The 21,630-nt window shown below is 71.5% G+C and carries 16 protein-coding genes; 9 read left to right on the top strand and 7 right to left on the bottom strand.

All coding sequences use genetic code 11. The features are described 5' to 3' along the window. Positions 1–15 precede the first annotated feature (15 nt). Complete coding sequence (locus ACIBPC_RS00365) at positions 16–1,032, top strand: chitinase (protein ID WP_398840252.1); 1,017 nt, start codon at positions 16–18, stop codon at positions 1,030–1,032. Between the two features lie 55 nt (positions 1,033–1,087). Here the strand turns inward: ACIBPC_RS00365 and ACIBPC_RS00360 are convergent, their stop codons facing one another. Next, positions 1,088–2,350 (bottom strand): alanine racemase, encoded by a 1,263-nt coding sequence (locus ACIBPC_RS00360; protein ID WP_362966199.1) that lies wholly within the window; start codon positions 2,348–2,350, stop codon positions 1,088–1,090. A gap of 159 nt (positions 2,351–2,509) precedes the next feature. Between ACIBPC_RS00360 and ACIBPC_RS00355 the strand changes: the two genes are divergently transcribed. Continuing rightward, complete coding sequence (locus tag ACIBPC_RS00355) at positions 2,510–3,724, top strand: pyridoxal phosphate-dependent aminotransferase (protein WP_362966201.1); 1,215 nt, start codon at positions 2,510–2,512, stop codon at positions 3,722–3,724. A 76-nt stretch (positions 3,725–3,800) separates the two neighbouring features. Here the strand turns inward: ACIBPC_RS00355 and ACIBPC_RS00350 are convergent, their stop codons facing one another. Next, on the bottom strand, positions 3,801–5,636 hold the full coding sequence (locus ACIBPC_RS00350; protein ID WP_398840249.1) for a phosphoenolpyruvate carboxykinase (GTP): 1,836 nt from the start codon (positions 5,634–5,636) through the stop codon (positions 3,801–3,803). Positions 5,637–5,807: 171 nt separating this feature from the next. Here ACIBPC_RS00350 and ACIBPC_RS00345 point away from each other — a divergent pair, with 171 nt between their 5' ends. Next, positions 5,808–6,452: a hemolysin III family protein gene (locus ACIBPC_RS00345; RefSeq protein ID WP_398840247.1), complete on the top strand. Its 645-nt coding sequence runs from the start codon at positions 5,808–5,810 to the stop codon at positions 6,450–6,452. 19 nt (positions 6,453–6,471) lie between these two features. Here ACIBPC_RS00345 and ACIBPC_RS00340 read toward each other — a convergent pair whose 3' ends face one another. Further along, complete coding sequence (locus tag ACIBPC_RS00340) at positions 6,472–8,478, bottom strand: thioredoxin domain-containing protein (protein WP_398840246.1); 2,007 nt, start codon at positions 8,476–8,478, stop codon at positions 6,472–6,474. Positions 8,479–8,636: 158 nt separating this feature from the next. Then, a complete protein-coding gene (locus ACIBPC_RS00335) occupies positions 8,637–9,203 on the bottom strand; it encodes a TetR/AcrR family transcriptional regulator (protein WP_398840244.1) in 567 nt (188 codons plus the stop codon). 113 nt (positions 9,204–9,316) lie between these two features. On the opposite strand from ACIBPC_RS00335, the gene ACIBPC_RS00330 reads away from it, so the two are divergent. The 5 genes from ACIBPC_RS00330 (at position 9,317) to ACIBPC_RS00310 (ending at position 14,258) form a co-directional block, all read left to right on the top strand. Next, positions 9,317–9,679 carry a DoxX family protein gene (locus ACIBPC_RS00330; protein ID WP_398840242.1) on the top strand — a complete coding sequence of 121 codons (363 nt, stop codon included), beginning with the start codon at positions 9,317–9,319 and terminating at the stop codon, positions 9,677–9,679. Between the two features lie 128 nt (positions 9,680–9,807). Further along, a complete protein-coding gene (locus tag ACIBPC_RS00325) occupies positions 9,808–10,551 on the top strand; it encodes an NrtR DNA-binding winged helix domain-containing protein (protein WP_398840240.1) in 744 nt (247 codons plus the stop codon). After that, the gene (locus tag ACIBPC_RS00320; RefSeq protein ID WP_398840238.1) at positions 10,552–11,718 is read left to right on the top strand and encodes a purine phosphorylase; all 1,167 of its coding nucleotides are present in this window, start codon (positions 10,552–10,554) and stop codon (positions 11,716–11,718) included. It begins immediately after the preceding gene. Then, positions 11,715–13,697, top strand: coding sequence for a hypothetical protein (locus ACIBPC_RS00315; protein WP_398840236.1), 1,983 nt, complete (start codon positions 11,715–11,717; stop codon positions 13,695–13,697). The genes ACIBPC_RS00320 and ACIBPC_RS00315 overlap by 4 nt, the downstream gene beginning before the upstream one ends. A 27-nt stretch (positions 13,698–13,724) precedes the next feature. Beyond that, complete coding sequence (locus ACIBPC_RS00310) at positions 13,725–14,258, top strand: hypothetical protein (protein ID WP_398840234.1); 534 nt, start codon at positions 13,725–13,727, stop codon at positions 14,256–14,258. A gap of 127 nt (positions 14,259–14,385) precedes the next feature. On the opposite strand, the gene ACIBPC_RS00305 is transcribed toward ACIBPC_RS00310, so the two are convergent. After that, positions 14,386–15,795 (bottom strand): MFS transporter, encoded by a 1,410-nt coding sequence (locus tag ACIBPC_RS00305; RefSeq protein ID WP_398840232.1) that lies wholly within the window; start codon positions 15,793–15,795, stop codon positions 14,386–14,388. A 65-nt stretch (positions 15,796–15,860) separates the two neighbouring features. On the opposite strand from ACIBPC_RS00305, the gene ACIBPC_RS00300 reads away from it, so the two are divergent. Then, positions 15,861–16,619 (top strand): ArsR/SmtB family transcription factor, encoded by a 759-nt coding sequence (locus ACIBPC_RS00300; protein WP_398840230.1) that lies wholly within the window; start codon positions 15,861–15,863, stop codon positions 16,617–16,619. A gap of 84 nt (positions 16,620–16,703) precedes the next feature. Here the strand turns inward: ACIBPC_RS00300 and ACIBPC_RS00295 are convergent, their stop codons facing one another. Continuing rightward, positions 16,704–19,694, bottom strand: a complete 2,991-nt coding sequence (locus tag ACIBPC_RS00295) for an alpha-mannosidase (RefSeq protein ID WP_398840228.1) — start codon at positions 19,692–19,694, stop codon at positions 16,704–16,706. A 47-nt stretch (positions 19,695–19,741) separates the two neighbouring features. After that, a complete protein-coding gene (locus ACIBPC_RS00290) occupies positions 19,742–21,610 on the bottom strand; it encodes a beta-L-arabinofuranosidase domain-containing protein (protein ID WP_398840227.1) in 1,869 nt (622 codons plus the stop codon). Positions 21,611–21,630: the final 20 nt, after the last annotated feature.

The following is a 21,630-nucleotide window of genomic DNA, read 5'->3' as shown; positions in this document are numbered from 1 at the left end:
CACGGAGACGAACACGTGGACAGCACTCCCCGGACGCCCGCCCGCGCGCGGGCGCCGCGCCTCGCCGCGGCAGCCGCCGCGCTCTCCCTCCTGGCCGCGGGCACGCTCGCCGCGGCCGCCCCCGCCGGAGCGGCGCCCTCCCCCACCGCCGTGCCCCGGCACGCGCTGACCGGCTACTGGCACAACTTCGACAACGGCTCGGTCGTGCAGAAGCTGCGCGACGTGTCGGACGCGTACGACATCGTCGCCGTCTCGTTCGCCGAGTCGACGGCCACGCCCGGCGCGATCGACTTCCGCCTCGACCCGGCCCTCGGCTACGGATCGGAACAGGAGTTCAAGGACGACATCGCCGCCAAGCAGGCGGAGGGCGTCTCGGTGATCATCTCGGTCGGCGGCGCCAACGGCTCGGTCGCGGTGACCGACCCGGCCTCCGCCCAGGCGTTCGCCGACAGCACGCTCGGGCTGATGGCGGAGTACGGCTTCGACGGCCTCGACATCGACCTCGAACACAGCATCAGCGCCACCTACCTCACACAGGCGCTCACCACGATCCACGACGCGGTCGGCGACGGCCTCGTCTACACGATGGCGCCGCAGACCATCGACATGCAGAACACGGGCAGCCAGTACTTCCAGCTCGCCCTGAACACACGGGACTTCCTCACGGTCGTCAACATGCAGTACTACAACAGCGGTTCGATGCTCGGCTGCGACGGCCAGGTGTACGCGTCGGGCAGCGTGGACTTCCTCACCGCCCTCGCCTGCATCCAGCTGGAGAACGGCCTCGCGCCGTCGCAGGTCGGCATCGGCGTCCCGGCCTCGCCCAGCGCGGCGGGCTCGGGGTACGTGGCGCCGTCCGTCGTCACGGCCGCGCTCGACTGCCTGACGCGCGGCACCCGCTGCGGCAGCTTCGTGCCCGACCGCACCTACCCGGACCTGCGCGGCGCGATGACCTGGTCGGTGAACTGGGACGCCGCCTCGGGCAACGCCTGGTCCGACGTGGTCGGCCCGCACGTGGCGGCACTCCCCTGACCGCACGCCGGGCGCGCGGGACACCCCGCGCGCCCGGCCACCCACCCGTACGCCCTCAGAAGAACGTGCGGATGTAGTCGGTCACCGTGCCGTCGCCCGCGACCAGCGGGATCAGCGGCCACTTCTCGAAGATCGTGCACGGGTGCGACATCCCGAGCCCCACCCAGTCCCCGACCTCCGGCGCCCCCTCCCCCACGACGAAAGCGTGCTGGTCCGCCAGCCGCGCCACGCTCAGCCCGCCCCCGCCGCGCACCTCACCGTCCACGGTCCGCACGGCCTGCACCTCCGGCAGCCCCAGGTCGTACGCCACGTCCCGCTTCCCCGCGTTCACCAGCGCGAGCCCCGGCTCAGGACGCGACACCACCTGCGCCCACAGCCGGAAACCCGGCAGCAGCGACCCCTCCTGCGGCACGCGGTTGAACGGCGTCACCTCCCGGTACCGCCCGTCGTCGTGGCTGACGTACGCGCCCGACCGCAGCAGCTTCAGCACCGGCCGCGACAGCCCAGGCAGCCCCTCGAAGACCTCGGCCACCACGTCGAACCACGCGCTGCCGCCCGCGCTCACCACGATCTCCGGCACCCCGGCGAACCGCCCCGCCGCGTCGAAGTCCGCCGCCAGCGCGCACAGCCCCGCCAGCCACGCCCGCACCGACGCCGCGTCCGCGCCCGGCACCTCCCCCTCGTACCCGGCCACGCCGACCAGCCGCAGCGTCCCCGTACGGGCCACCGCGTCAGCAACCGCCGCCGCCTCCGCCGCGTCCCGTACGCCGGTGCGCCCGCCGGGCACGCCCAGCTCGACCACCACCTCCACCGGCCGCCCGGCCCCCGCGTCCCGCAGCGCGCGGTCCATCAGCTCCACGCCGCGCGCCGAGTCCACGTAGCAGACGCAGCGGAACACGGGGTCGTCGTCCTGCTCGGCGGCGAGCCACGCCAGCGCGGCCGGGTCCACCACCTCGTTGGCCAGGAACAGGCGCGGCACCCCGTACGCGCGCGCCACCCGCGCCTGGTGCGGCACGGCGACGGTGATGCCCCACGCGCCGTGGTCGAGCTGCCGCTGGAAGAGCTGCGGCGCCATGGACGTCTTGCCGTGCGGCGCGAACGCCAGGCCGTGCCGCCCCGCGAAGCGCTCCATCGACGTCAGGTTGTGCCGCACCGCCTCGGCGGACAGCGTCAGCACGGGCGTGGTGAAGCCGCCGGTCCACAGGTCGCGCCGCTCCGCCGCCAGGTCGCGGACGGTCCTGCCGGCCGCGTCCGGGGGCAGTCCCTTGAAGCGGTGGTCCACGATCTCGTCGGCGAGCGTGTCGAGCGGGATGGTCATGGCGACTCCGATGGCCTGTGGGGGCGGACAGGGTGTGTGTCGCGGTGCCGTGCGCGGCTGGGAGCGTAGCGCCCCGCGCGTCCCGGCCGGGAGGGCGTCACCACCCGCGTGGGGGAAAACACACGGCGGGCCGCGTTACACGGTCGTAAGGTTGCGGGCATGACGCAGGTGCTCCAGTCGGCCAAGCTCGCCAACGTCTGCTACGAGATCCGCGGCCCGGTTCTCGACGAGGCGCAGCGCCTGGAGGCGGCGGGCCACCGCATCCTGAAGCTCAACACGGGCAACCCGGCGGCGTTCGGTTTCGACTGCCCCCCGGAGATCCTGGAGGACATCCTCCGCAACGTCGCGACGGCCCACGGCTACGGCGACGCGAAGGGCCTCCTGTCCGCCCGGCGTGCGGTGATGCAGCACTACCAGACGCGCGGCGTGCCCCTGTCGGTCGAGGACATCTACCTCGGCAACGGCGTCTCGGAGCTGATCCAGATGGCCATGCAGGCGCTGCTGGACGACGGCGACGAGGTGCTCGTGCCCGCCCCCGACTACCCGCTGTGGACGGCCTCGGTGTCGCTCGCCGGGGGCACGGCGGTGCACTACCGGTGCGACGAGCAGGCCGACTGGATGCCGGACATCGCGGACATCGAGCGGAAGATCACCGACCGCACCAAGGCCCTGGTGATCATCAATCCGAACAATCCGACCGGCGCCGTATACGACGAGGACATGTTGCGGCAGCTCGCGGACGTCGCGCGCCGCCACCGCCTGGTGCTCTGCTCGGACGAGATCTACGACCGCATCCTCTACGACGGCGCCACCCACACCTCGACGGCGGCGCTCGCGCCCGACGTGCTGACGCTCACGTTCAACGGCCTGTCGAAGAACTACCGGGTGGCCGGTTTCCGCTGCGGCTGGCTCGCGGTCTGCGGCCCGAAGGACCACGCGCGCAGCTATGTGGAGGGGCTCACGATCCTCGCCAACATGCGGCTGTGCGCCAACATGCCGGCGCAGCACGCGGTGGCGGCGGCGCTGTTCGGCCGCCAGTCGATCGAGCAGCTGGTGCTGCCGGGCGGGCGGATGCTGGAGCAGCGGGACGCGGCGTACGAGATGCTGACGAAGATCCCGGGCGTCACGTGCGTGAAGCCGCGCGGCGCGCTGTACGCGTTCCCCCGGCTCGATCCGGCGGTGTACCCGATCAAGGACGACCGGCAGATGGTGCTCGATCTGCTCCGGGCGGAGAAGATCATGATCGTGCACGGTACGGGCTTCAACTGGCCGGAACCCGATCATTTCCGCATCGTCACGCTGCCCTCGGCGGCGGAGCTGACGGACGCGGTCGAGCGCATCGGCTCGTTCCTGGACGGTTACGCCCAGTACTGACCGCCTTTGAGCGGCCCAGCACGTACGACGGCCCCCGCACGCCGTTGTGCGGGGGCCGTCTCGTGCCGCGCGGAGGTCAGCCGAGACGTTCCGCCTGCGCGCGGTACTCCTCCCACAGCCCTTCGGGCGTGTGGCTGCCGAACGTCTTCAGGTGGTCGGGGACCAGCGCCGTCTCCTGCCGCCAGATCTCCGGGTCCACCTCCAGCAGGAAGTCGAGCTGCTCCTGCGTGAGCCCGAGGCCCTCGGTGTCCAGCGCGCCGGGCGCGGGCAGCACGCCGATCGGCGTCTCGACGCCCTCGGCCCGCCCGTCGAGCCGCTCCACGATCCACTGGAGGACGCGGATGTTCTCGCCGAAGCCGGGCCACACGAAGGAGCCCTCGGCGTCCTTCTTGAACCAGTTGACGTAGTAGATCTTCGGCAGCTTCTCCGGGTCGGCCGCGCGCTCGCCGACCTTCAGCCAGTGGCCGAAGTAGTCGCCCATGTTGTAGCCGCAGAACGGCAGCATGGCGAACGGGTCGCGGCGCAGCTCGCCGACCGTGCCCTCGGCGGCGGCGGTCTTCTCGGAGGCGACGTTGGCGCCGAGGAAGACGCCGTGGCGCCAGGAGAACGACTCGGTGACCAGCGGCACGGCCGTGGCCCGCCGCCCGCCGAAGAGGATCGCCGAGATCGGCACGCCCGCCGGGTCCTCCCACTCGGGCGCGATCGTCGGGCACTGGGCGGCCGGGACGGTGAACCGCGCGTTGGGGTGCGCGGCCGGGGTGCCTGACGCGGGCGTCCAGTCGTCGCCGCGCCAGTCGGTGAGGTGCGCGGGCGGGGTGTCCGTCATGCCCTCCCACCAGACGTCGCCGTCGTCGGTGAGGGCGACGTTGGTGAAGACGGAGTTGCCCCACAGCGTGGCGATGGCGTTGGCGTTCGTGGCCTCGCCGGTGCCGGGCGCGACGCCGAAGAAACCGGCCTCCGGGTTGATCGCGTACAGCCGGCCGTCCTCGCCGAACCGCATCCACGCGATGTCGTCGCCGATCGTCTCGACCTTCCAGCCGGGCAGCGTCGGCCGCAGCATGGCGAGGTTGGTCTTGCCGCAGGCGGACGGGAACGCGGCGGCGACGTACGTCGGCTTCTCGCCGCCGGGCGGGGTCAGCTTGAGGATCAGCATGTGCTCGGCGAGCCAGCCCTCGTCCCTGGCCATCACGGACGCGATGCGCAGGGCGTAGCACTTCTTGCCGAGCAGGGCGTTGCCGCCGTAGCCCGAGCCGTAGGACCAGATCTCGCGGGACTCGGGGAAGTGGGAGATGTACTTCACCTGGTTGCACGGCCAGGGGACGTCGGTCTCCCCGGGGGCGAGGGGCGCGCCGACCGAGTGCACGGCCCGGACGAACGCGCCGTCGTCCCCCAGTTCGCGGAGCACGTCGGCGCCCATGCGGGTCATGGTCCGCATGGCGACGGCGACGTACGCCGAGTCGGTGATCTCCACGCCGAGCGCGGACAGCGGCGAGCCGAGCGGGCCCATGCAGAACGGGACCACGTACATCGTCCGGCCGCGCATCGAGCCGCGGAAGAGGCCCTCACGCCCGGCGAAGATGTCCCGCATCTCCGCGGACGCCATCCAGTTGTTGGTCGGGCCCGCGTCCTCCTCGCGCTCGGAGCAGATGTAGGTGCGGTCCTCGACACGGGCGACGTCGGTGGGGTCCGAGGCGGCGTAGTACGAGTTCGGCCGCTTCTCCTGGTCGAGGCGGGTGAAGGTGCCGCGCTCGACGAGGAGGGCGCACAGGCGGTCGTACTCCTCCTGCGACCCGTCGCACCAGACGATCTCGTCGGGCTCGGTGAGGGCGGCTATGTCCGCCACCCAGGCGAGCAGGTCGCGGTGGCGGGTCGGGGCGTGGGCGGCGACGGGAGCTGCTGGAGTCAGCGTCACGTTCGATCCTGACAGTTGAGGGTTTTCTTCTGCGAATCGCACACAATGCACGGGTGCTCATCGGATGAGCGGCCCCGCTCATCTGATAGTGCCTGCTTCTCTCGTCTGTGTCCAGAGCGGCTCATGTGAGCGGAGCTTGAAGAGGCGTGCGAGGCCAGTACCATCAGCGGCATGACCTCGCTCGCCAAGCCTTTGCTCCGTGGCTGGCTGCACGCCGGCATGTTCCCCGCCGCCCTGATAGCGGGCGTCTTCCTCACCGCACTCGCGGAGACACCGCGCGCCCGCCTGGCCTGCGCGGTCTACACCCTGACCGCCTGCCTGCTGTTCGGCATCAGCGCCCTGTACCACCGGGGCGAGTGGAGTCCGCGCGTCGCCGGGCTGCTGCGCAGGCTGGACCACGCGAACATCTTCCTGATCATCGCGGGCACCTACACGCCGTTCACCATCCTGCTGCTGGACGGCGCACGGGAGCAGATCCTGTTGTGGGGGATCTGGGCGGGCGCCCTCGCGGGGATCGCGTTCCGCGTGTTCTGGGTGGGCGCCCCGCGCTGGCTGTACACGCCCTGCTACATCGCGCTCGGCTGGGCGGCGCTGTTCGTCCTGCCCGACTTCCTGGAGACGGGCGGCAGCGCGGTGCTGACGCTGGTGCTGGTCGGCGGGCTGCTCTACAGCGCGGGCGGGATCGTGTACGGGCTGCGGCGGCCGGACCCGTGGCCGCGCTGGTTCGGCTTCCACGAGGTGTTCCACCTCTTCACGCTGGCCGCGTTCATCGTGCACTACATCGGCGTGTCACTGGTGGCCTACCAGCACGGCTGACCGCCGGGTCCCGCCCCGTTCAGGCGTCGCGGCCCAGCTGTCCCGCGAGGGCGGCCGGGTCCGACGTCGGCAGTTCGCAGACGAAACCGCGGCACACGTACGCCGTCGCCCGCCCGTCGCGCGCGGTGCGGCCGTCGAGCAGCGGCGCCGCACCGTCCCGTTCCCCCTGCCCGCCCAGCGCCACGACCGCGCCCGGCGCCGTCGCCCGCAGCGCCGCCAGGTGCAGCAGCGCCGTCGCCGGGTCGCCCGGCGGGCCGACGACCGCCACCTGCCGCGGCCCGTCGAGCGCCGCCTCGGCGACGGCGAGCCCCCAGCCGATGAACCGGGGCGCCCGGCCCGCCAGCGGCGTGACGATGCCGAGCGCCGTCTCCGCCGCCGCGCGGTGCCGGTCGCTGCCGGTCAGCGCGGCGTAGGACAGCAGCGCCCCGGCGGCGGCGGTCCAGCCGGACGGGGTGGCGCCGTCGGACGGGTCCTGCGGGCGGCTGATCAGGCGCTCCCCGTCGTCGGGGGTGTCGAAGAGCGCGCCGTCCGGGCCGCGGAAACGTGTCAGCACCGTCTCCAGGAGCGCCCCCGCGCGGGCCAGCCACACGGGGTCGCCCGTCACGCCGTGCAGCGCGAGGAAGCCCTCGGCGGCGTCCCCGTAGTCCTCCAGCACGCCCCGGCTCGTCCCGGCGCCGCCGTCGCGCGACGTACGGACCAGGCGGCCCGCGCCGTCCGTGTGCAGCTCGGCGAGCAGCACGGCCGCCTCGGTGGCCGCGTGGACGAGGTCGGGCCGGTCGAAGCAGGCGCCGGCCTCGGCGAGCGCGGCGACGGCCAGGCCGTTCCACGCGGTGACCACCTTGTCGTCGCGCTCGGGGCGCGGCCGCAGGGCGCGGGCGGCGAGCAGCCGGGCGCGCAGGTCGTCGGGCGGCGCGGCGGCGGGGTGCGGCAGCCGCAGCACGGGCGCGTCGTCGGTGAGGCCGAACGCGGCGGCGGCCCGTACGGCGTCGCCCTCGCCCAGCGCCTCGGCGAGCTGCGCGCGGGTCCACGTGTAGAACGCGCCCTCCTCGTGGCCGCCGCCCGGCAGCTCGCTGTCGGCGTCGAGCGCGGAGGCGAAGCCGCCCTGCGGGGTGCGCAGTTCGCGGACCATGAAGTCGCACGTCTCCAGCGCGATCCGGCGGGCCCACACGGCACCGGTCGCACGCCACAGGTGGGTGTACACACGCGCGAGCAGCGCATTGTCGTACAGCATCTTCTCGAAGTGCGGCGTCACCCACTCGGCGTCCACCGCATACCGGGCGAACCCTCCACCGAGCTGGTCATAGATCCCGCCACGCGCCATGGCTTCACACGTCCGCTCCACCATGTGCAGCGCCTCGGCCGAGCCGGTGGTGGCATGGTGCCGCAGCAGGAACTCCAGCGTCATCGCCGGGGGGAACTTCGGCGCGCCGCCGAACCCACCGCGTTCCGCGTCGAACTGCTCCGCCAGCTCCCGTACGGCCGCCGCCAGCTCGTCCGCACCGGGCGGACGCGGCGCGTCGTACTCACGCTCGGCGCCCGCCAGATCGGCGGCGATCCTGGCCGCGACACCGTCCACCTCACCACGCCGCTCGCTCCACGCGGCGTGGACACCTTCGAGCACCTGCCGGAACGACGGCAGCCCGTGCGCGGGCCTCGGCGGCAGGTAGGTGCCGAACCAGAACGGCTCCCCCTCCGCCGTCATGAACACGGTCATCGGCCACCCACCCTGCCCCGTCGCGGCCTGGACCGCCGTCATATAGACGGCATCCACATCAGGCCGCTCCTCACGGTCCACCTTGACAGCGACAAACCGCTCATTGAGATACGCCGCCACCTCAGCGTCCTCGAAACTCTCCCGCGCCATGACATGGCACCAGTGACACGAGGCATACCCGACACTGAGCAACACCGGCACATCACGCCGCCGGGCCTCGGCAAACGCCTCCCCAGACCAGGGCCACCAGTCCACGGGGTTGTCGGCATGCTGGAGCAGATACGGCGAGGTCGCTTCACCGAGTCGGTTCACGCCGCCACCCTCTCACGCGTCCACGACACAGGTACGCAGCCGCCGCGCTCGCGCTCCGGTCCCCCGGCCCCTGTGATCGTCCTGACCTCCGACCGCGACAACTAATCAAGGCTCTGCGGAAGCATCGGGGATGTGTGAAGCCTCAGGGGGTTGGTGGGTCACCGGTCTGTCGAGGCGAGAACCCTGTCGACCAGGTCTTCGATGAAGTCTCGTGTCGCCGGTGCGCCTTGCAGGGCCACGCGGACGAGTACGCCGCCGGTCAGCAGGGCCACGCAGGGGGTGACCGCTTCTTCCGGCAGGTGGGAGGCAAGGATCGCCTCCAGGGAGTGTGCGCCCTCGGCGTAGAGCTGCTGGCGCATCTCGTCCACGGCCGGGTCGGTCCCCGCACGTTCGAACACGCCGCCGAGCACGCGGGTCAGGTGGCCTTCGGAGAGGTCGCCCGCGAAGTCGAGCAGGTCGCGGATCAGGTCGGCGCGCAGGTCGCCGGTCGGCTGCGGATGTTCGGTCGTGCCGCAGATCCGGCCGACCGAGGCGCGGACGAGGTCAAGGCGGGTCGGCCAGTGCGCGTAGACGGTCACCTTGGAGTATCCGGCGCGGCGGGCGACCTCGGCATGGGTCACCGCCGCCCAGCCCTCGGACTTGAACAGCTCCGTGGCGGCGTCGACGACATCACGGCGTGTGCGCTGGACCCGCGGGTCGACAGCGCCTTCCTCCGACGTCCCCATGACGGGCAACCCTACCGAAGCTTCCCAGAGGGGTCCTGGGGTCTTTACCAGTCGCCATCTTCTGAAAGACTTGTTCAGTACTGAATATGTCGTCGGGAGATCGAAAGGACATCATGAACGTTGCCTACTGGGTCGTCGCCGGGCCGCTCGCCCTCTTCTACGTCTACGGGGGCGGAGTGAAGCTCGTCCGGTCCAAGGAACGGCTCCAGCCGATGATGGCCTGGGTGGACAGCACGCCCATGCCGGTCGTCCGGGCCATCGGAACGGTGGAGGTTCTTGGTGCCGCCGGGCTGATCCTGCCCCCGGTGACCGGCATCGCGCCCTGGCTCGCGCTGGCCGCGGCCATCGGCTTCGTAGTGCTGCAGATCCTGGCGACCGGGGTGCACCTCCGCCGGGGAGACCGTCAGATCGCACTCAACCTCGCACTCATCGCCGTCGCGGCCGCCACCACCTGGCTGGCGACGACCTGGCTGTAGCGGCGGCGGCACCTCGCCACGCCGGACGCCCCCGAGGCGCCCGGAGAAGGACGGTGGGATCGAGCGGCGCCTCGACCCCAGCACCCCACTTCTTGTGCAAGTGACAGTAACTGCAGTAGCTTGCCGACATGCAAGATGAGGCGTGGTCGCCACCTCCTGTCCTACTGACAGTCGATCTCGTGATCCTGACGCTGCGGAAGAGTCGTCTGCACGTTCTCCTGGTGGAGCGGGGCGAAGATCCCTTTCGAGGCATGCTCGCGCTGCCCGGAGGATTCCTGAACCACGATGGCGAGGAGATCCTGGACGCCGCCCATCGCGAACTGAGTGAGGAAACGGCACTGACCTCCGGCTGGGTGCACCTTGAACAGCTGGCCGTGTACGGGAGGTCGGGTCGCGACCCGCGGGGCCGAGTCGTCTCTGTGGCTCACCTCGCAATCGCACCGGGGCTGCCCGACCCTGTCGCGGGAACGGATGCCACCGATGCCGCGTGGATTCCCGCAGAGGCCGTTCTGTCCGGCGAGGCTGTCCTTGCCTTCGATCACCGTCGAATCGCCGCGGACGGGATCGAACGCGCGCGTACCAAGCTCGAATTCTCGGCACTGGCCACTGCGTTCTGCGGGGAGATCTTCACCATCGCAGAGCTGCAACAGGTGTACGAGGCTGTCTGGGGCACCACACTCGACACCCGCAATTTCTATCGGAAGGTCCAAGCCGCGAAGGGATTCATCGTCCCCGTCGGCGCGGCCCGCAGGACCACGGGAGGACGGCCCGCCCGGCTTTACCGGGCCGGTCCGAACACCGTGCTGTTCCCACCGCTGATCCGACCCGCGCCATCTGCGACGGAAGAGAACACGAAAGGAGAAGAGGAGTAGATGCCGAAACGCCCGGTGGTTATTCTCACCGCCCTCAATCTCGAATACCAGTCCGTGCGCCAGAGGCTGGTGGATCTGGAAGTGCGTCGCCATGAACGCGGCACCAGGTTCGAAGTGGGCACCGTAAGGGGCACATCGTGCCGCGTCGCGCTCGGTCTGACGAACAAGGGGAACCATTCCGCCGCGGTGATCGCGGAACGCGCGATCCAGGAGTTTTCACCGGTGGCCGTGCTGTTCGTCGGAGTCGCCGGTGCCCTGTGGGACGCCACCAGGCTGGGTGACGTGGTGATGGCGTCACACGTGTACGCCTACCACGGCGGGACCAGCGAGGACGACGGACTCAAAGCCCGTCCCCGGGTGTGGGAGGCGCCGCACGGCATCAGCCAGCTCGCCTCGCACGTGGCCCGTTCGGACGACTGGGCGGATCCCGCACCCGGTCATGAGGACGGACCGGCGGTGCGTTTCGGGGCGATCGCCGCCGGCGAGATCGTCCAGAACTCAAGGATCTCAGCCGAGGCGAAGTGGATCCGACAGCACTACAACGACGCGCTCGCCATCGAGATGGAGGCGGCCGGTGTGGCCCAGGCCGGCCATCTCAGCGGAGCGCCGGTGGCCATCGTCCGGGGAATCAGCGACCGGGCGGACGGCACGAAGAACAGTGCGGATGATCGCAACTGGCAGCCGCGGGCCGCGGCGAACGCGGCGGCGTTCGCCATCCGGTTGGCAGTGGAACTGGTGGGCGAGCAGGAGGAGGCCGCAATGCCCAAGGAGGACAGGGCGGCCGGTTCGGCCGACCGGTTCGACCGGCGAGTCAGCAACACCGTCCACAACAGCACCGTCGGCATCATGGCCGGCTCAGTCACGGGCAGCAGCGTCTACATGAACGCGGCCTCGCAGGCATCCGGCCCGCCGGGCCTGATCACAGAACTGAACGCCTTCCGCGATCAGCTGGGGTGGCACCGCGCCGAGGGCACCCTCGACGAGGACAGCTACCGGGAGGCCCTGAACGATCTGGAGTCCGCCCTCCGGTCGGCCGGGGAGCGCACTCCTGAAGCGTCGAAGCGGACGGTCATGACGCTCAAGAGGCTGCGCGGACTGGTCGCGGAGTGCCCTGCCCTGGTGGCCACATTGGCCCCCATGGTTGCTGCGGCCGGTGACTCGGCATGAGCAATGACGACGGGGCCGCGTACAGCTCGGCCGCCTACAACTCCACCATCGGAATCCAGGCCGAGACCGTACACGACTCCACCATCTACATCGTCCCTCCAGACGCCTCGCCGCAGGAGAAGTACCGGGTCGGCGTGCAGCTTTTGGAGGACGGCGTCCCCAGCCGAGCCCGAGAGATGATTCTTGATGCGATCGTCCGGGGCTACGACGGCACGGAGGTTCGTTTCCATTGGGTGCTCGCCATGCTCAGCGCACGCACCCATCACGACCTGAGTACAGAAGAGGTCCAGCGGCTGCGTTACATCTCCGGGCACGTTCAAAACTACGCCCAGGACGAGTGGACAGCAGCACTGCGCGTCACATTCGATCTGTTGGCGGCGCTCAGCACCGCCGGCAGCGAGACCGGCCCCGTGCTGAAGCAGCTGCAGGACCTGCCGCGCCGCCAGCACGACGCGATCCTCCGCCACCTCGACCTCATGCTCACCGGAGGGCTGAAGGACGACCTGTGGGCGCAGACCCTCGAACGGGCCAGGGCAGAACGCTTCGGCAACGACCGGGCCCAGAGGGTCTGGGCATACTTCACCCCCGCCCCCATCGGGGCACGGGCCGTTCCGCCCCGCCCGAGCACCGCTGCCGCCGCCAGAGCGGCCATCCCTGTCCGGGCGGCCCTGTTCGTCGTCAGCAGCGCGCTCCTCTGGACCCTGGCACTGATCTCGAATCCGGCCCAGGCGATCGTCGAGTTACCGGTGGCACTCGGCGCGGGCCTGACCGCGGGCCGCTTCGGCGTCCGGTGGTGGGGCAGGGAGCCCAAGCCGGGTTCCGCGGCCGGGGCCCGCGTGCCACACCCGCGCGACCCCACCTCCGCCGAGGACGGGTTCACCAAGCGCGTCCGCCATTCGTTCGATCACTACTTCAGCATTCGCAGGCCCCACGGGTTCACCTCGGATGCCTGGCTCGACCACACGGTTCAGATCCGCGCCAGCCTCGCCGCCGAGATCGCGGATCTCTACAGGGAGAGCCGGGTCGGTGTGGAGCGGGTCGACTGGCTGATCCGGTACCTCGCCGAGGACGTCCGACATCGCCACAACAACGGCACCTTGTCCGATCAGCACCGCCAGGACCGGACTCCGGCCAGGACGAAGGCCCTGACAGTGGCGGCCCTCGCTGTTCTCGGCGCGGCAGCTCTGGCCGCGTTCGCCACGGCGGTCTCCGATGCCGCTCAACCGCAGGCTCTGTGGGCGTTCCTGGCCGTGCTCGGTGCGGCCTGGTCCGGGCACGCGACCGCTTGCCTGTGGCTGGAGGTCCGGCGTGAAGAGCACCGGCTGGACCGGGAGACTCAGGAGTACCTGGAGCAGCTGACCGCACGACAGATCGCCTACCGGCGCTGGCGGTCGTTCCTGGACGATACGCGCCCCAGCGAACTGGAGATGGAGACCTGGCTCACTTGCGACAAGACTTCCTTCGTCGATGAGGCACTGCGGCACCACCGGCTCACCTGGCGCGACCTGATCACCCACACCATCCTTGTTGCCCCGGCGCCTTCCTACAAGCGGGGCCGGGTCCGAGGCGGCCCATGGCGGTACTCGCACTACGTCTTCCGCTTGTTCCTGTTCACCCAGGACGGCATCCGCGAGGTCAGTTCCGAGTTCAACTTCGCCGACGCGACACGCAAGAACGAGCAGCGGAACAACTACCGGTTCGACGCGCTGACCTCCGTGCAGGTGACGGAGAACACCGACGTCGGCTACGACCTGGAACTCCTCCTCGCCAACGGACCGGCCAGGAAGATCCGCGTCAAGGACGCCGACGCCCATCAACTGGCACCGACCGAGGACTCCGAGGAGATCTCAGAAATCAACCTCAGCGCGGCCGGGTCCACCCACACCTTCCGCCTCCTTGAGGGGATAGCGGCGGACGGAAAGAGCTGGATCGAACGGCACGGTCCCGACAACCTCGCGCCCTTCCAGACAGCCGGCTGATCCTGAGCTTGAGCAGAGGAGTGCCCTGTGACCTCCACGGATGATGTCACCGAGAGCAAGATCCTGCTGGCCGAGTACGACCGTCTCAAAGAGGAGCAGAAGACCCGCATAGGGTTTCGCGACAACCTGCTCTACTTCACGCTCGCCGCAGCCACCGCGGTCATGGCGATCACCGTCCGGAGCGGACAGTTCCGGCTGCTGCTCTCCATCCCCGCGATCTGTCTGATCCTGGGCTGGACCTACCTGGTCAACGACGAGAAGATCTCGGCGATCGGCTGCTACGTCCGCGACCGGCTCGGACCTCGCCTGGGGGAACTCACCTCCGCCCAAGGCGCAGTGTTCGGCTGGGAGGTCTACAACCGCAACGTTGCGGGCCGCACCGTGCGCAAGCGGCTTCAGACGGCGGTGGACCTGTTCACGTACCTGGTTCTCCCCATGGTCTGCACGACCGCGTTCTGGTGCTCTCCCGTCGTTCAGCCCGTGCTCATGTTCGCCTCTCTCGGGCAGACGCTCGCCCTGGCCGTGCTGGGCTGGCAGTTCCTGCGTCGCACGGAGCAGTAGCACCGGGCCTCGTCAGGCACGCGTACGACACCTCCGGCCGCAGGGTGCAAGTCGAACGCCGCTCTCAATCAGCGGACGTCCGGCTCGGGCAGTTCGATGGGGAGAGGGCCCAGGTCCGGGTGGTGGATCAGGGGGTGTGCGGGTGTGTGTGGCGGCTGGTTGAGGCTGCCAGTAGTGCGCCGGTGAAGAACGCTGTGGCGGCGAGGATCGTGGATATGTGCAGGCCTGTCGTGAAGTTGCGCGATGTGGTGGTGAAGGTGCCGAACAGGGCCACGCCGAATGCGCTGCCGAGCTGGCGTGCGACGTTGAAGACCGCGGCGGCGATGCCCGCGCCCTCGGTGGGGGCAGACTCGATGATCGCGGCGGTCGCGGCGAGGGCGGTCGTGGTCTGCCCCAGGCCGGTCGCGGCGAGGGCGGCCAGCAGGACCGGGTACGGGGTGTCGGAGGAGGCGAGGAGCCAGCCCAGGAATCCGGCCGCGCCCAGGAGGAGGCCGCCGGTCATCGGCGCGTAGGGGCCGGTGCGGGCGGCGATGCGGCTGAACAGCGGAGCGGCGATCAGGCCCATGCAGGCCGACGGGAGCAGCGCGAAGCCGGTCGCGAGCGTGGACCAGCCGCGTTCCTGCTGGAAGTAGAGGGTGGCGAGGAACAGCATGCCGTAGTAGCCGAGGCTGATCAGCATGCCGATGAGCGCCGTGGCGGAGAAGGCCCGGGCGCGGAAGAGCGACGGCGGCATCAGCGGGGCCCGTGCACCGCCGTCGGCGGCGCTCCGTTCCAGGGAGAGTTCGACGCGGGCGAAGGCGGTCAGGGCGGCGGCGGAGACGGCCAGGGCGCCGAGCACCAGCGGGGACGTCCAGCCGCGCGTGCCCGCCTCGTTCAGCGCGGTGGCGCCGGAGACGAGGCCGATGATGCCCAGGATCTGGCCGACGTGGTCCGTCCTGTGGGACGGTGCCGCGCCGGTGCCCGCGCCGATGTGGCGGGTCGTGAGGACGACCGCGAGGAGGCCGACGGGAACGTTCAGCCAGAACACCGCCCGCCAGCCGAGTCCCGAGACGAGCAGGCCGCCCACGGCGGGACCCGCGCCGAACGCGATGGAGGCGACGGCGCCCCACACGGCGATGGCGCGGGCCCGTACCGCCCGGTCCGGGTAGGTGCGCTGGAGGAGGGCGAGGGACGCGGGCACCAGCAGCGCGGCGCCGGCGCCCTGGAGGAGGCGCCCCGCGACCAGCGCGGCGGTGGACGGGGCGAGCGCGCACAGGGCGGAGGAGCCGGCGAAGACCGCGAGACCGGCCAGGAAGACCTTGCGGTGGCCGAGGCGGTCGCCGAGGCTGCCGCCGAGCAGCAGCAGCCCGGCGAAGACCGTGCTGTATCCGTCCACGATCCACTGGAGGGCGGAGGCGTCCGCGGCCAGGGACCGGCGGATGTCGGGCACCGCCACGTTCACGACGGTGACGTCGAGCATCACCAGGAAGTAGCCGAGGCTCAGCGCGATGAGCGGGGCGGTGCGGAGCGGGCCGCGCCTGGTCTCGGTGGCTGTCATGGTGCCGAGTCTGGGCGCCGGACACTTCGTCGGGGAACGAAGTGTGGGTGTCGTACGGTGGGGGCGTGAGCGAACCCCTGAAGCAGCAGACGGACATCGCGCGGGCCGCCGCCCTGGTGGCCGATCCGACGCGTGCCCGGATGCTCAAGGCCCTCGCCGACGGCCGGGCCCTCACGGCGGGCGTGCTCGCGGAGGAGGGCGGGGTCGGCGCCGCGACGGCGAGCGTCCATCTCGCCAGGCTCGTCGACGGCGGGCTGGTCACGGTCGAGCGGCGCGGCCGCAACCGCTGCTACCGGCTCTCGGGACCTGACGTCGTCGCGGCGCTGGAAGCCCTCGCGCTGATCGCGCCTCCGCTGCCGATCACATCCCTGAGGGAGAGCAGCCGGACCAACGCCCTGCACAGGTCGCGGACGTGCTACGACCACCTGGCCGGGCAGCTCGGCGTCGCGCTGATGCGCGCCCTGCTCGAACGCCGGATGCTGGTCGGGTACGACGGGGTGCACCGCCCCGGGGAGGCGGTCCGCGACCGGCCGGCCTCGTACGGACGGGACGTGGTCTACGAGCTGACCGACACCGGGCGGCGGGAGTTCGCGGCGCTCGGCATCGACACCGACCGGCTCCCGCCGCGCCGTCCGGCCGTGCGCTACTGCGTCGACTGGAGCGAGCGGGAGCACCACCTCGCCGGGGGGCTGGGCGCGGCGCTCGCCGCGCGGCTGTTCGACCTCGACTGGGTGCGGCGGGGTCCCGCGCCCCGCGTGGTCCGGCTCACGGACGCGGGGGCCGAGGGCCTGAGGCGGCACCTCGGCCTGCCCGCGTACGACTGACCCGGCCACCCGCCTTCGCCCTACGATCGCGTGCCCGGGTCGCCGGGCGCGCCGTTGGTGGGGGGGCGCGCCCGGCGTTTGGTGTCAGTTCGACTTGGGCCTTGTGAGGCGGAGGGTTGTCAGTTCGAAGGGGCGCAGGGGGATGTCCAGTGTGGATTCCTCCTGTGGGCGTTCCAGCAGGTCGGTGCGGTGCGTTCCGGTGACGGTGAAGCTGGGTGTGACGTGTGCGGTGGTGCGGGCGCCGTGGGATTCGTAGAGGCGGACCACCACGTCGCCCGATCCGTCGTCCGCGAGTTTCACGGCGCTGACGACCACCCCGGCGCCGGTGACCTCGACCAGGGGCGGGACCTCGGCCGTGCTCCCGTTCAGGCGCCGTGGCGGCAGGTTGAACGCGTAGCCCTCGCGCACGGCGTCGCCGATGGCCGCGCCCGGGACGAGGGCGTGGCGGAAGCGGTGGACGCCCTGGTCGGTGCGGGGGTCGGGGAAGAGGGGGGCGCGCAGGAGGGAGGCGCGGAGCGTCGTCGTGGTGCCGGTGCGCGTCACGTCGTGTCCGTACGTGGAGTCGGTGACCAGGGCGACGCCCCAGCCGGGCTCCTCGACGTGGACGAAGCGGTGGTTGCAGGACTCGAACTTGGCGGCGTCCCAGGAGGTGTTGCGGTGCGTCGGCCGGTAGTGGTGCCCGAACTGGGTCTCCGACGCGTAGCGTTCGGCGCGGACGTCGAGGGGGAACGCGAGCTTCAGCAGCTTCTCGGTCTCGTGCCAGTCCACCTCGGTGGCGATCTCGACGCGTGCCGTGCCCGGTGCGAGGGTGATCACCTGGCGGACGTGGGAGGAGCCGAACGAGCGGGTGACGCGGACCGATGCCTCGCCGTCGGCGGCGAGTTCGTCGCGGGCGAGGAGGTCGGTCACCTGGTTGCGGTAGAAGCTGTCGATGTCCCAGGCGTCCCACTGGTTGGGGAAGTCCGCGTGGATCTGGAGCAGGTTGGCCGCGCTTCCGGCGGGGATCGTCTCGCGCCCGGCGGCGAGGTCGTACACCGACACGAGGAGGCCGCGGCCGTCGATCTCGGCGCGCAGCAGGCCGTTGTCGAGGACGAAGCCGCCCGCCGGGCGGGGCGTGACGCGGGTGGTGGAGCCGGCCGCGGCGGGTGAGGCGGCGCCGCCCGCGGGGATGCCGTCGCGGGGGTGCGGGGCGGCGTTGAACGTCAGGGTGTGCGTGCCCTCGCCGGCGAGCGCGCGCTGGGCCGCGGTGACGATGCCGTCCAGTTCCTCGGTCAGGCGCGCGTAGGTGGCGCGTGCCTCCCGGTGCACCCAGGCGATCGAGGAGCCGGGCAGGATGTCGTGGAACTGGTGCAGCAGCACCGTCTTCCACAGCCGGTCCAGCGCTTCGTAGGGGTACGGGAACCCGGTGCGCACCGCCGCGGTGGCGGCCCACAACTCGGCCTCGTACAGCAGGTGTTCGCTGCGCCGGTTGCCCTGCTTGGTCTGGGCCTGGCTGGTCAGCGTGCCCCGGTGCAGCTCCAGGTACAACTCGCCGACCCACACCGGCGGGTCGGGGTACTCGGCCTCGGCGCGGGTGAAGAAGGCGGCGGGCGTCTCCCAGACGACCTTCGGGGAGCCCTCCAGATCGCGCAGCCGCGCCGCCCTGGCGACCATCTCGCGCGTCGTGCCGCCGCCGCCGTCGCCGAACCCGGTGGGGGCGAGGGAGCTGCCGGCGGCGCCCTTCTCCTTGAAGTTGCGGGCGGCGTGGGCGAGTTCGACGCCGGTCACTTCGCAGTTGTACGTGTCCACGGGCGGGAAGTGCGTGAAGACGCGGGTGCCGTCGATGCCCTCCCAGGCGAACGTGTGGTGCGGGAAGACGTTCGTCTGCGACCAGGAGATCTTCTGCGTCAGCAGCCACTTGGCGCCCGCCGCCCTGATGATCTGCGGCAGTCCCGGCGCGAAGCCGAACGTGTCGGGCAGCCACACCTCGTCGTTCTCGATCCCGAACTCCTCCAGGAAGAACCGCCGTCCGTGCACGAACTGCCGCGCCATCGCCTCGGAGCCCGGCATGTTGGTATCCGACTCGACCCACATGCCGCCCGCCGGGACGAACCTGCCGTCCGACACGGCCTCGCGCACCCGCGCGTACACCTCGGGCCGGTGCTCCTTGATCCAGGCGAACTGCTGCGCCTGGGACATGGCGAAGACGAAGTCCGGCGCGTCGTCGAGCAGGGCCGTCATGTTCGCGGCGGTGCGGGCGACCTTGCGGACCGTCTCGCGCAGCGGCCAGAGCCAGGCCGAGTCGATGTGCGCGTGGCCGACGGCGCTGACGCGGTGGGCGGACGCGGTGGCGGGCGCAGCGAGGACACCGGCGAGTGCCTCGCGGGCGGCGGCGGCCGTCGCGTTGACGTCCTGGAGGTCGAGCGCGTCCAGGGCCTGCTCCGTCGCGCGGAGGATGTCCCACCGGCGCGCGGCGTCCAGCGGGAGTTCCGCCGCGAGTTCGCCGAGCACTTCGAGGTCGTGGACCAGCTCCCAGACCGTGCGGTCGAAGACCGCCAGGTCCATGCGCCGCAGGGTGTACTGGTTCGCGACGCCCGCCGTTTCGCGGTCGCCGAGCTCCGTCGGGAGGAACGGCATGCCGGGGCCGAGGATGACGGGGTTGGAGGCCGCCTCGATGTGCAGCAGCACCTCCTCGCCGCCCGCGACCGGGTCGCCGACGCGCACCCACTGGTTGCGCGGGTTGAGCCCCTTGACCGGCGAGCCGTCCGCCCGGTGGACGAGCCCCTCGCACTGGAAGCCCGGCATGTCCCCGTCGAAGCCGATGTCGAGCAGGGCCTCCACCGTCCGGCCCGCCCAGGCGGCGGGGACGGTGCCGGAGACGGTGAACCAGCTCGTTCCCCAGGGCGCGCCCCACGTGTCGCCCACCGCGATGGGCGTGCGCGGGGCCGCCATCCCCTCGGCGACCGGGACCGGTTCGCCCGGCGCGTGCCACACGGTGACGTCGAGCGGGACGGACGCGGGGTAGACGGCGGGGCGGACGCGTTCGTCGAGGACCCGGCGGAGGCGGGCTTCCATCAGGGAGTGGTCGCTGTGCATGGGTGAAGTCTCCCGAAGCAGGGTGAGGAGGGGTGGAGCGAGGTGGGTCAGGGGACTTCGTGCCCGTCGGCCGCGACCGAGAGCACGGTGGGCATCTCGGCGACGCGCAGCCGCGCGAACCCGTACGGCACGAGTGTGCGGTCCACGACGGGCGAGCCGGTCACGACCGGGCTGTCCGGCGGCTCCGCCGCGCTGCCGTCCCGGAGGTCCCACGACGGCACGGTGGCGGCGCGGCCGTGGATCGTGACGGGCACGGCGCGGCGGTCGAACGGGACGGCGGAGACGGGGGCGCGTTCGACGCGCCAGTTCTCCAGGCCGCCGCGGCCGCGCAGGTGGAGGCCGTAGTTCCAGGAGGACAGCGGGACGACCTCCCACTCGCCGAGGCCGCGGGGTTCGGGCAGGGGGCGCCACCCCTCCTCGACCGGGACGACCATCACGAGCGGGCCGAGCCGGACGCCGACCGCGTTCCGTTCCCGCCGGACGCGGCGGATCGCCATGGGCAGGCGGAGTTGAAGGGTGTCGCCCGGCCGCCAGGTGCGGCGCACGGTCGCGTAGCCGTCGTCCCCGGTCTGAAGGGGGTGGCGCTCGCCGTTGAGGAGCAGTTCGGGCGCGTCGCACCACCGCGGGACGCGGAGGCGCAGGGTGAACGCGGTGGGCTCGGACACGTCGACGGCGAGGCGCACCGTGTCCTCGAAGGGGTAGTCGGTGGACTCCTCGATCGTCACCTCGGCGCCGCCGACGCGCGTGCGCAGCGTGCTGGGGGCGTACGCGAAGACGGCGAGCCCCTCGTCCTCCGGCAGCCGCATCCACAGGGACGCGGCGAACTTCGGCCAGCCCTGGTGGAAGTTGGCAAGGCAGCAGCCGTAGTGCGGTTCGAGGCCGAAGATGTTGGCCTCGTCGGAGCTGTGCGTCCAGGGGCGGCGCTCGACGGTGGCGGAGACCTGGGTGGCCTGCTGGTGGTACTGGTGGGAGAGCATCCGCTCGTCGCAGCTGGCCGCGAGGTGGTTGAAGGCCACCAGCTCGGCGAGGTCGCCGAGTTCGCCCTCGCCGAAGGCCAGCCCCGACTGCTCCAGCGTGTAGAGGTACTCGACCACCTGGCAGGTCTCGACGCCCTGGTACGCCTCGCGGCCGGCCAGCCACTCGTCGCCGGAAAACATGCCGTGCGCCTGCCCGTGCCAGCGGTCGAGCGCCGCGAGGCAGGCGCGGAGGTCGGCGTACCGCTCCTGGTCGCCGTCGATGAGGGCGCGGACCGCCGGTTCCTTGAGGCCCATGGCGACGTTGGGGCCGTGCGTGAGGTGGTCGAAGACGGTGGCGCGGCCGGTGATCAGGTCGCCGGTGAGGTAGCCGGTCCAGTCGGCGTTCTGCTCCAGCAGCCGCGCGCACAGCTCGGGCCAGCGCGGGTCCGGCTCGCGGCGGTGCAGCCACAGGACGGCGAGGACGTTCTCGGTGGCGCGGTAGGCGCCCCACTCCTCCAGGGGCCGGTCGGGGAGGTGGGCCAGCTGGTAGGCGAAGTACCGGGCGAGGAAGCCGGGTACGCGGTCGTCGCCGGTCGCGTCGGCGTGCTGGACGAGGACCTTGAGGGCGACCATGCGGGGCCACCAGTCCTCGTTGGTCCCGGGGCCGAACTGGCCGTCGGGGCGCTGGCCGGCGAGGATCGCCTCGATCCACTTCTGCGCCTTGCCGAGCAGCGCCTCGTCCCCCAGCACGTGGGCCAGCGGGACGAGTCCGTCCAGGTAGTAGGGGCCGCGTTCCCAGTCCTCGCCGTCGCCGCCGAGCCAGGCGGACCGGGGGCCGGTGTCCGGCCAGATCTCGTCGAGGCGGCCCGTGAGGCCGGTGGCCTGGAGCTCCAGTTGGCGGCGCAGCCAGCCCTCGGGCCGTATCTCGCCGAGGCGTACGGGTTCGTGGCGGATGCCCATGGGGGTGCGTTCCTCTCGTG

It is taken from the genome of Streptomyces sp. NPDC049879 (assembly GCF_044461265.1).
Taxonomy (GTDB): Bacteria; Actinomycetota; Actinomycetes; order Streptomycetales; family Streptomycetaceae; genus Streptomyces.
Note: the sequence above shows the minus strand (reverse complement) of the source record. Positions and strands in the feature narration are given on the sequence as shown.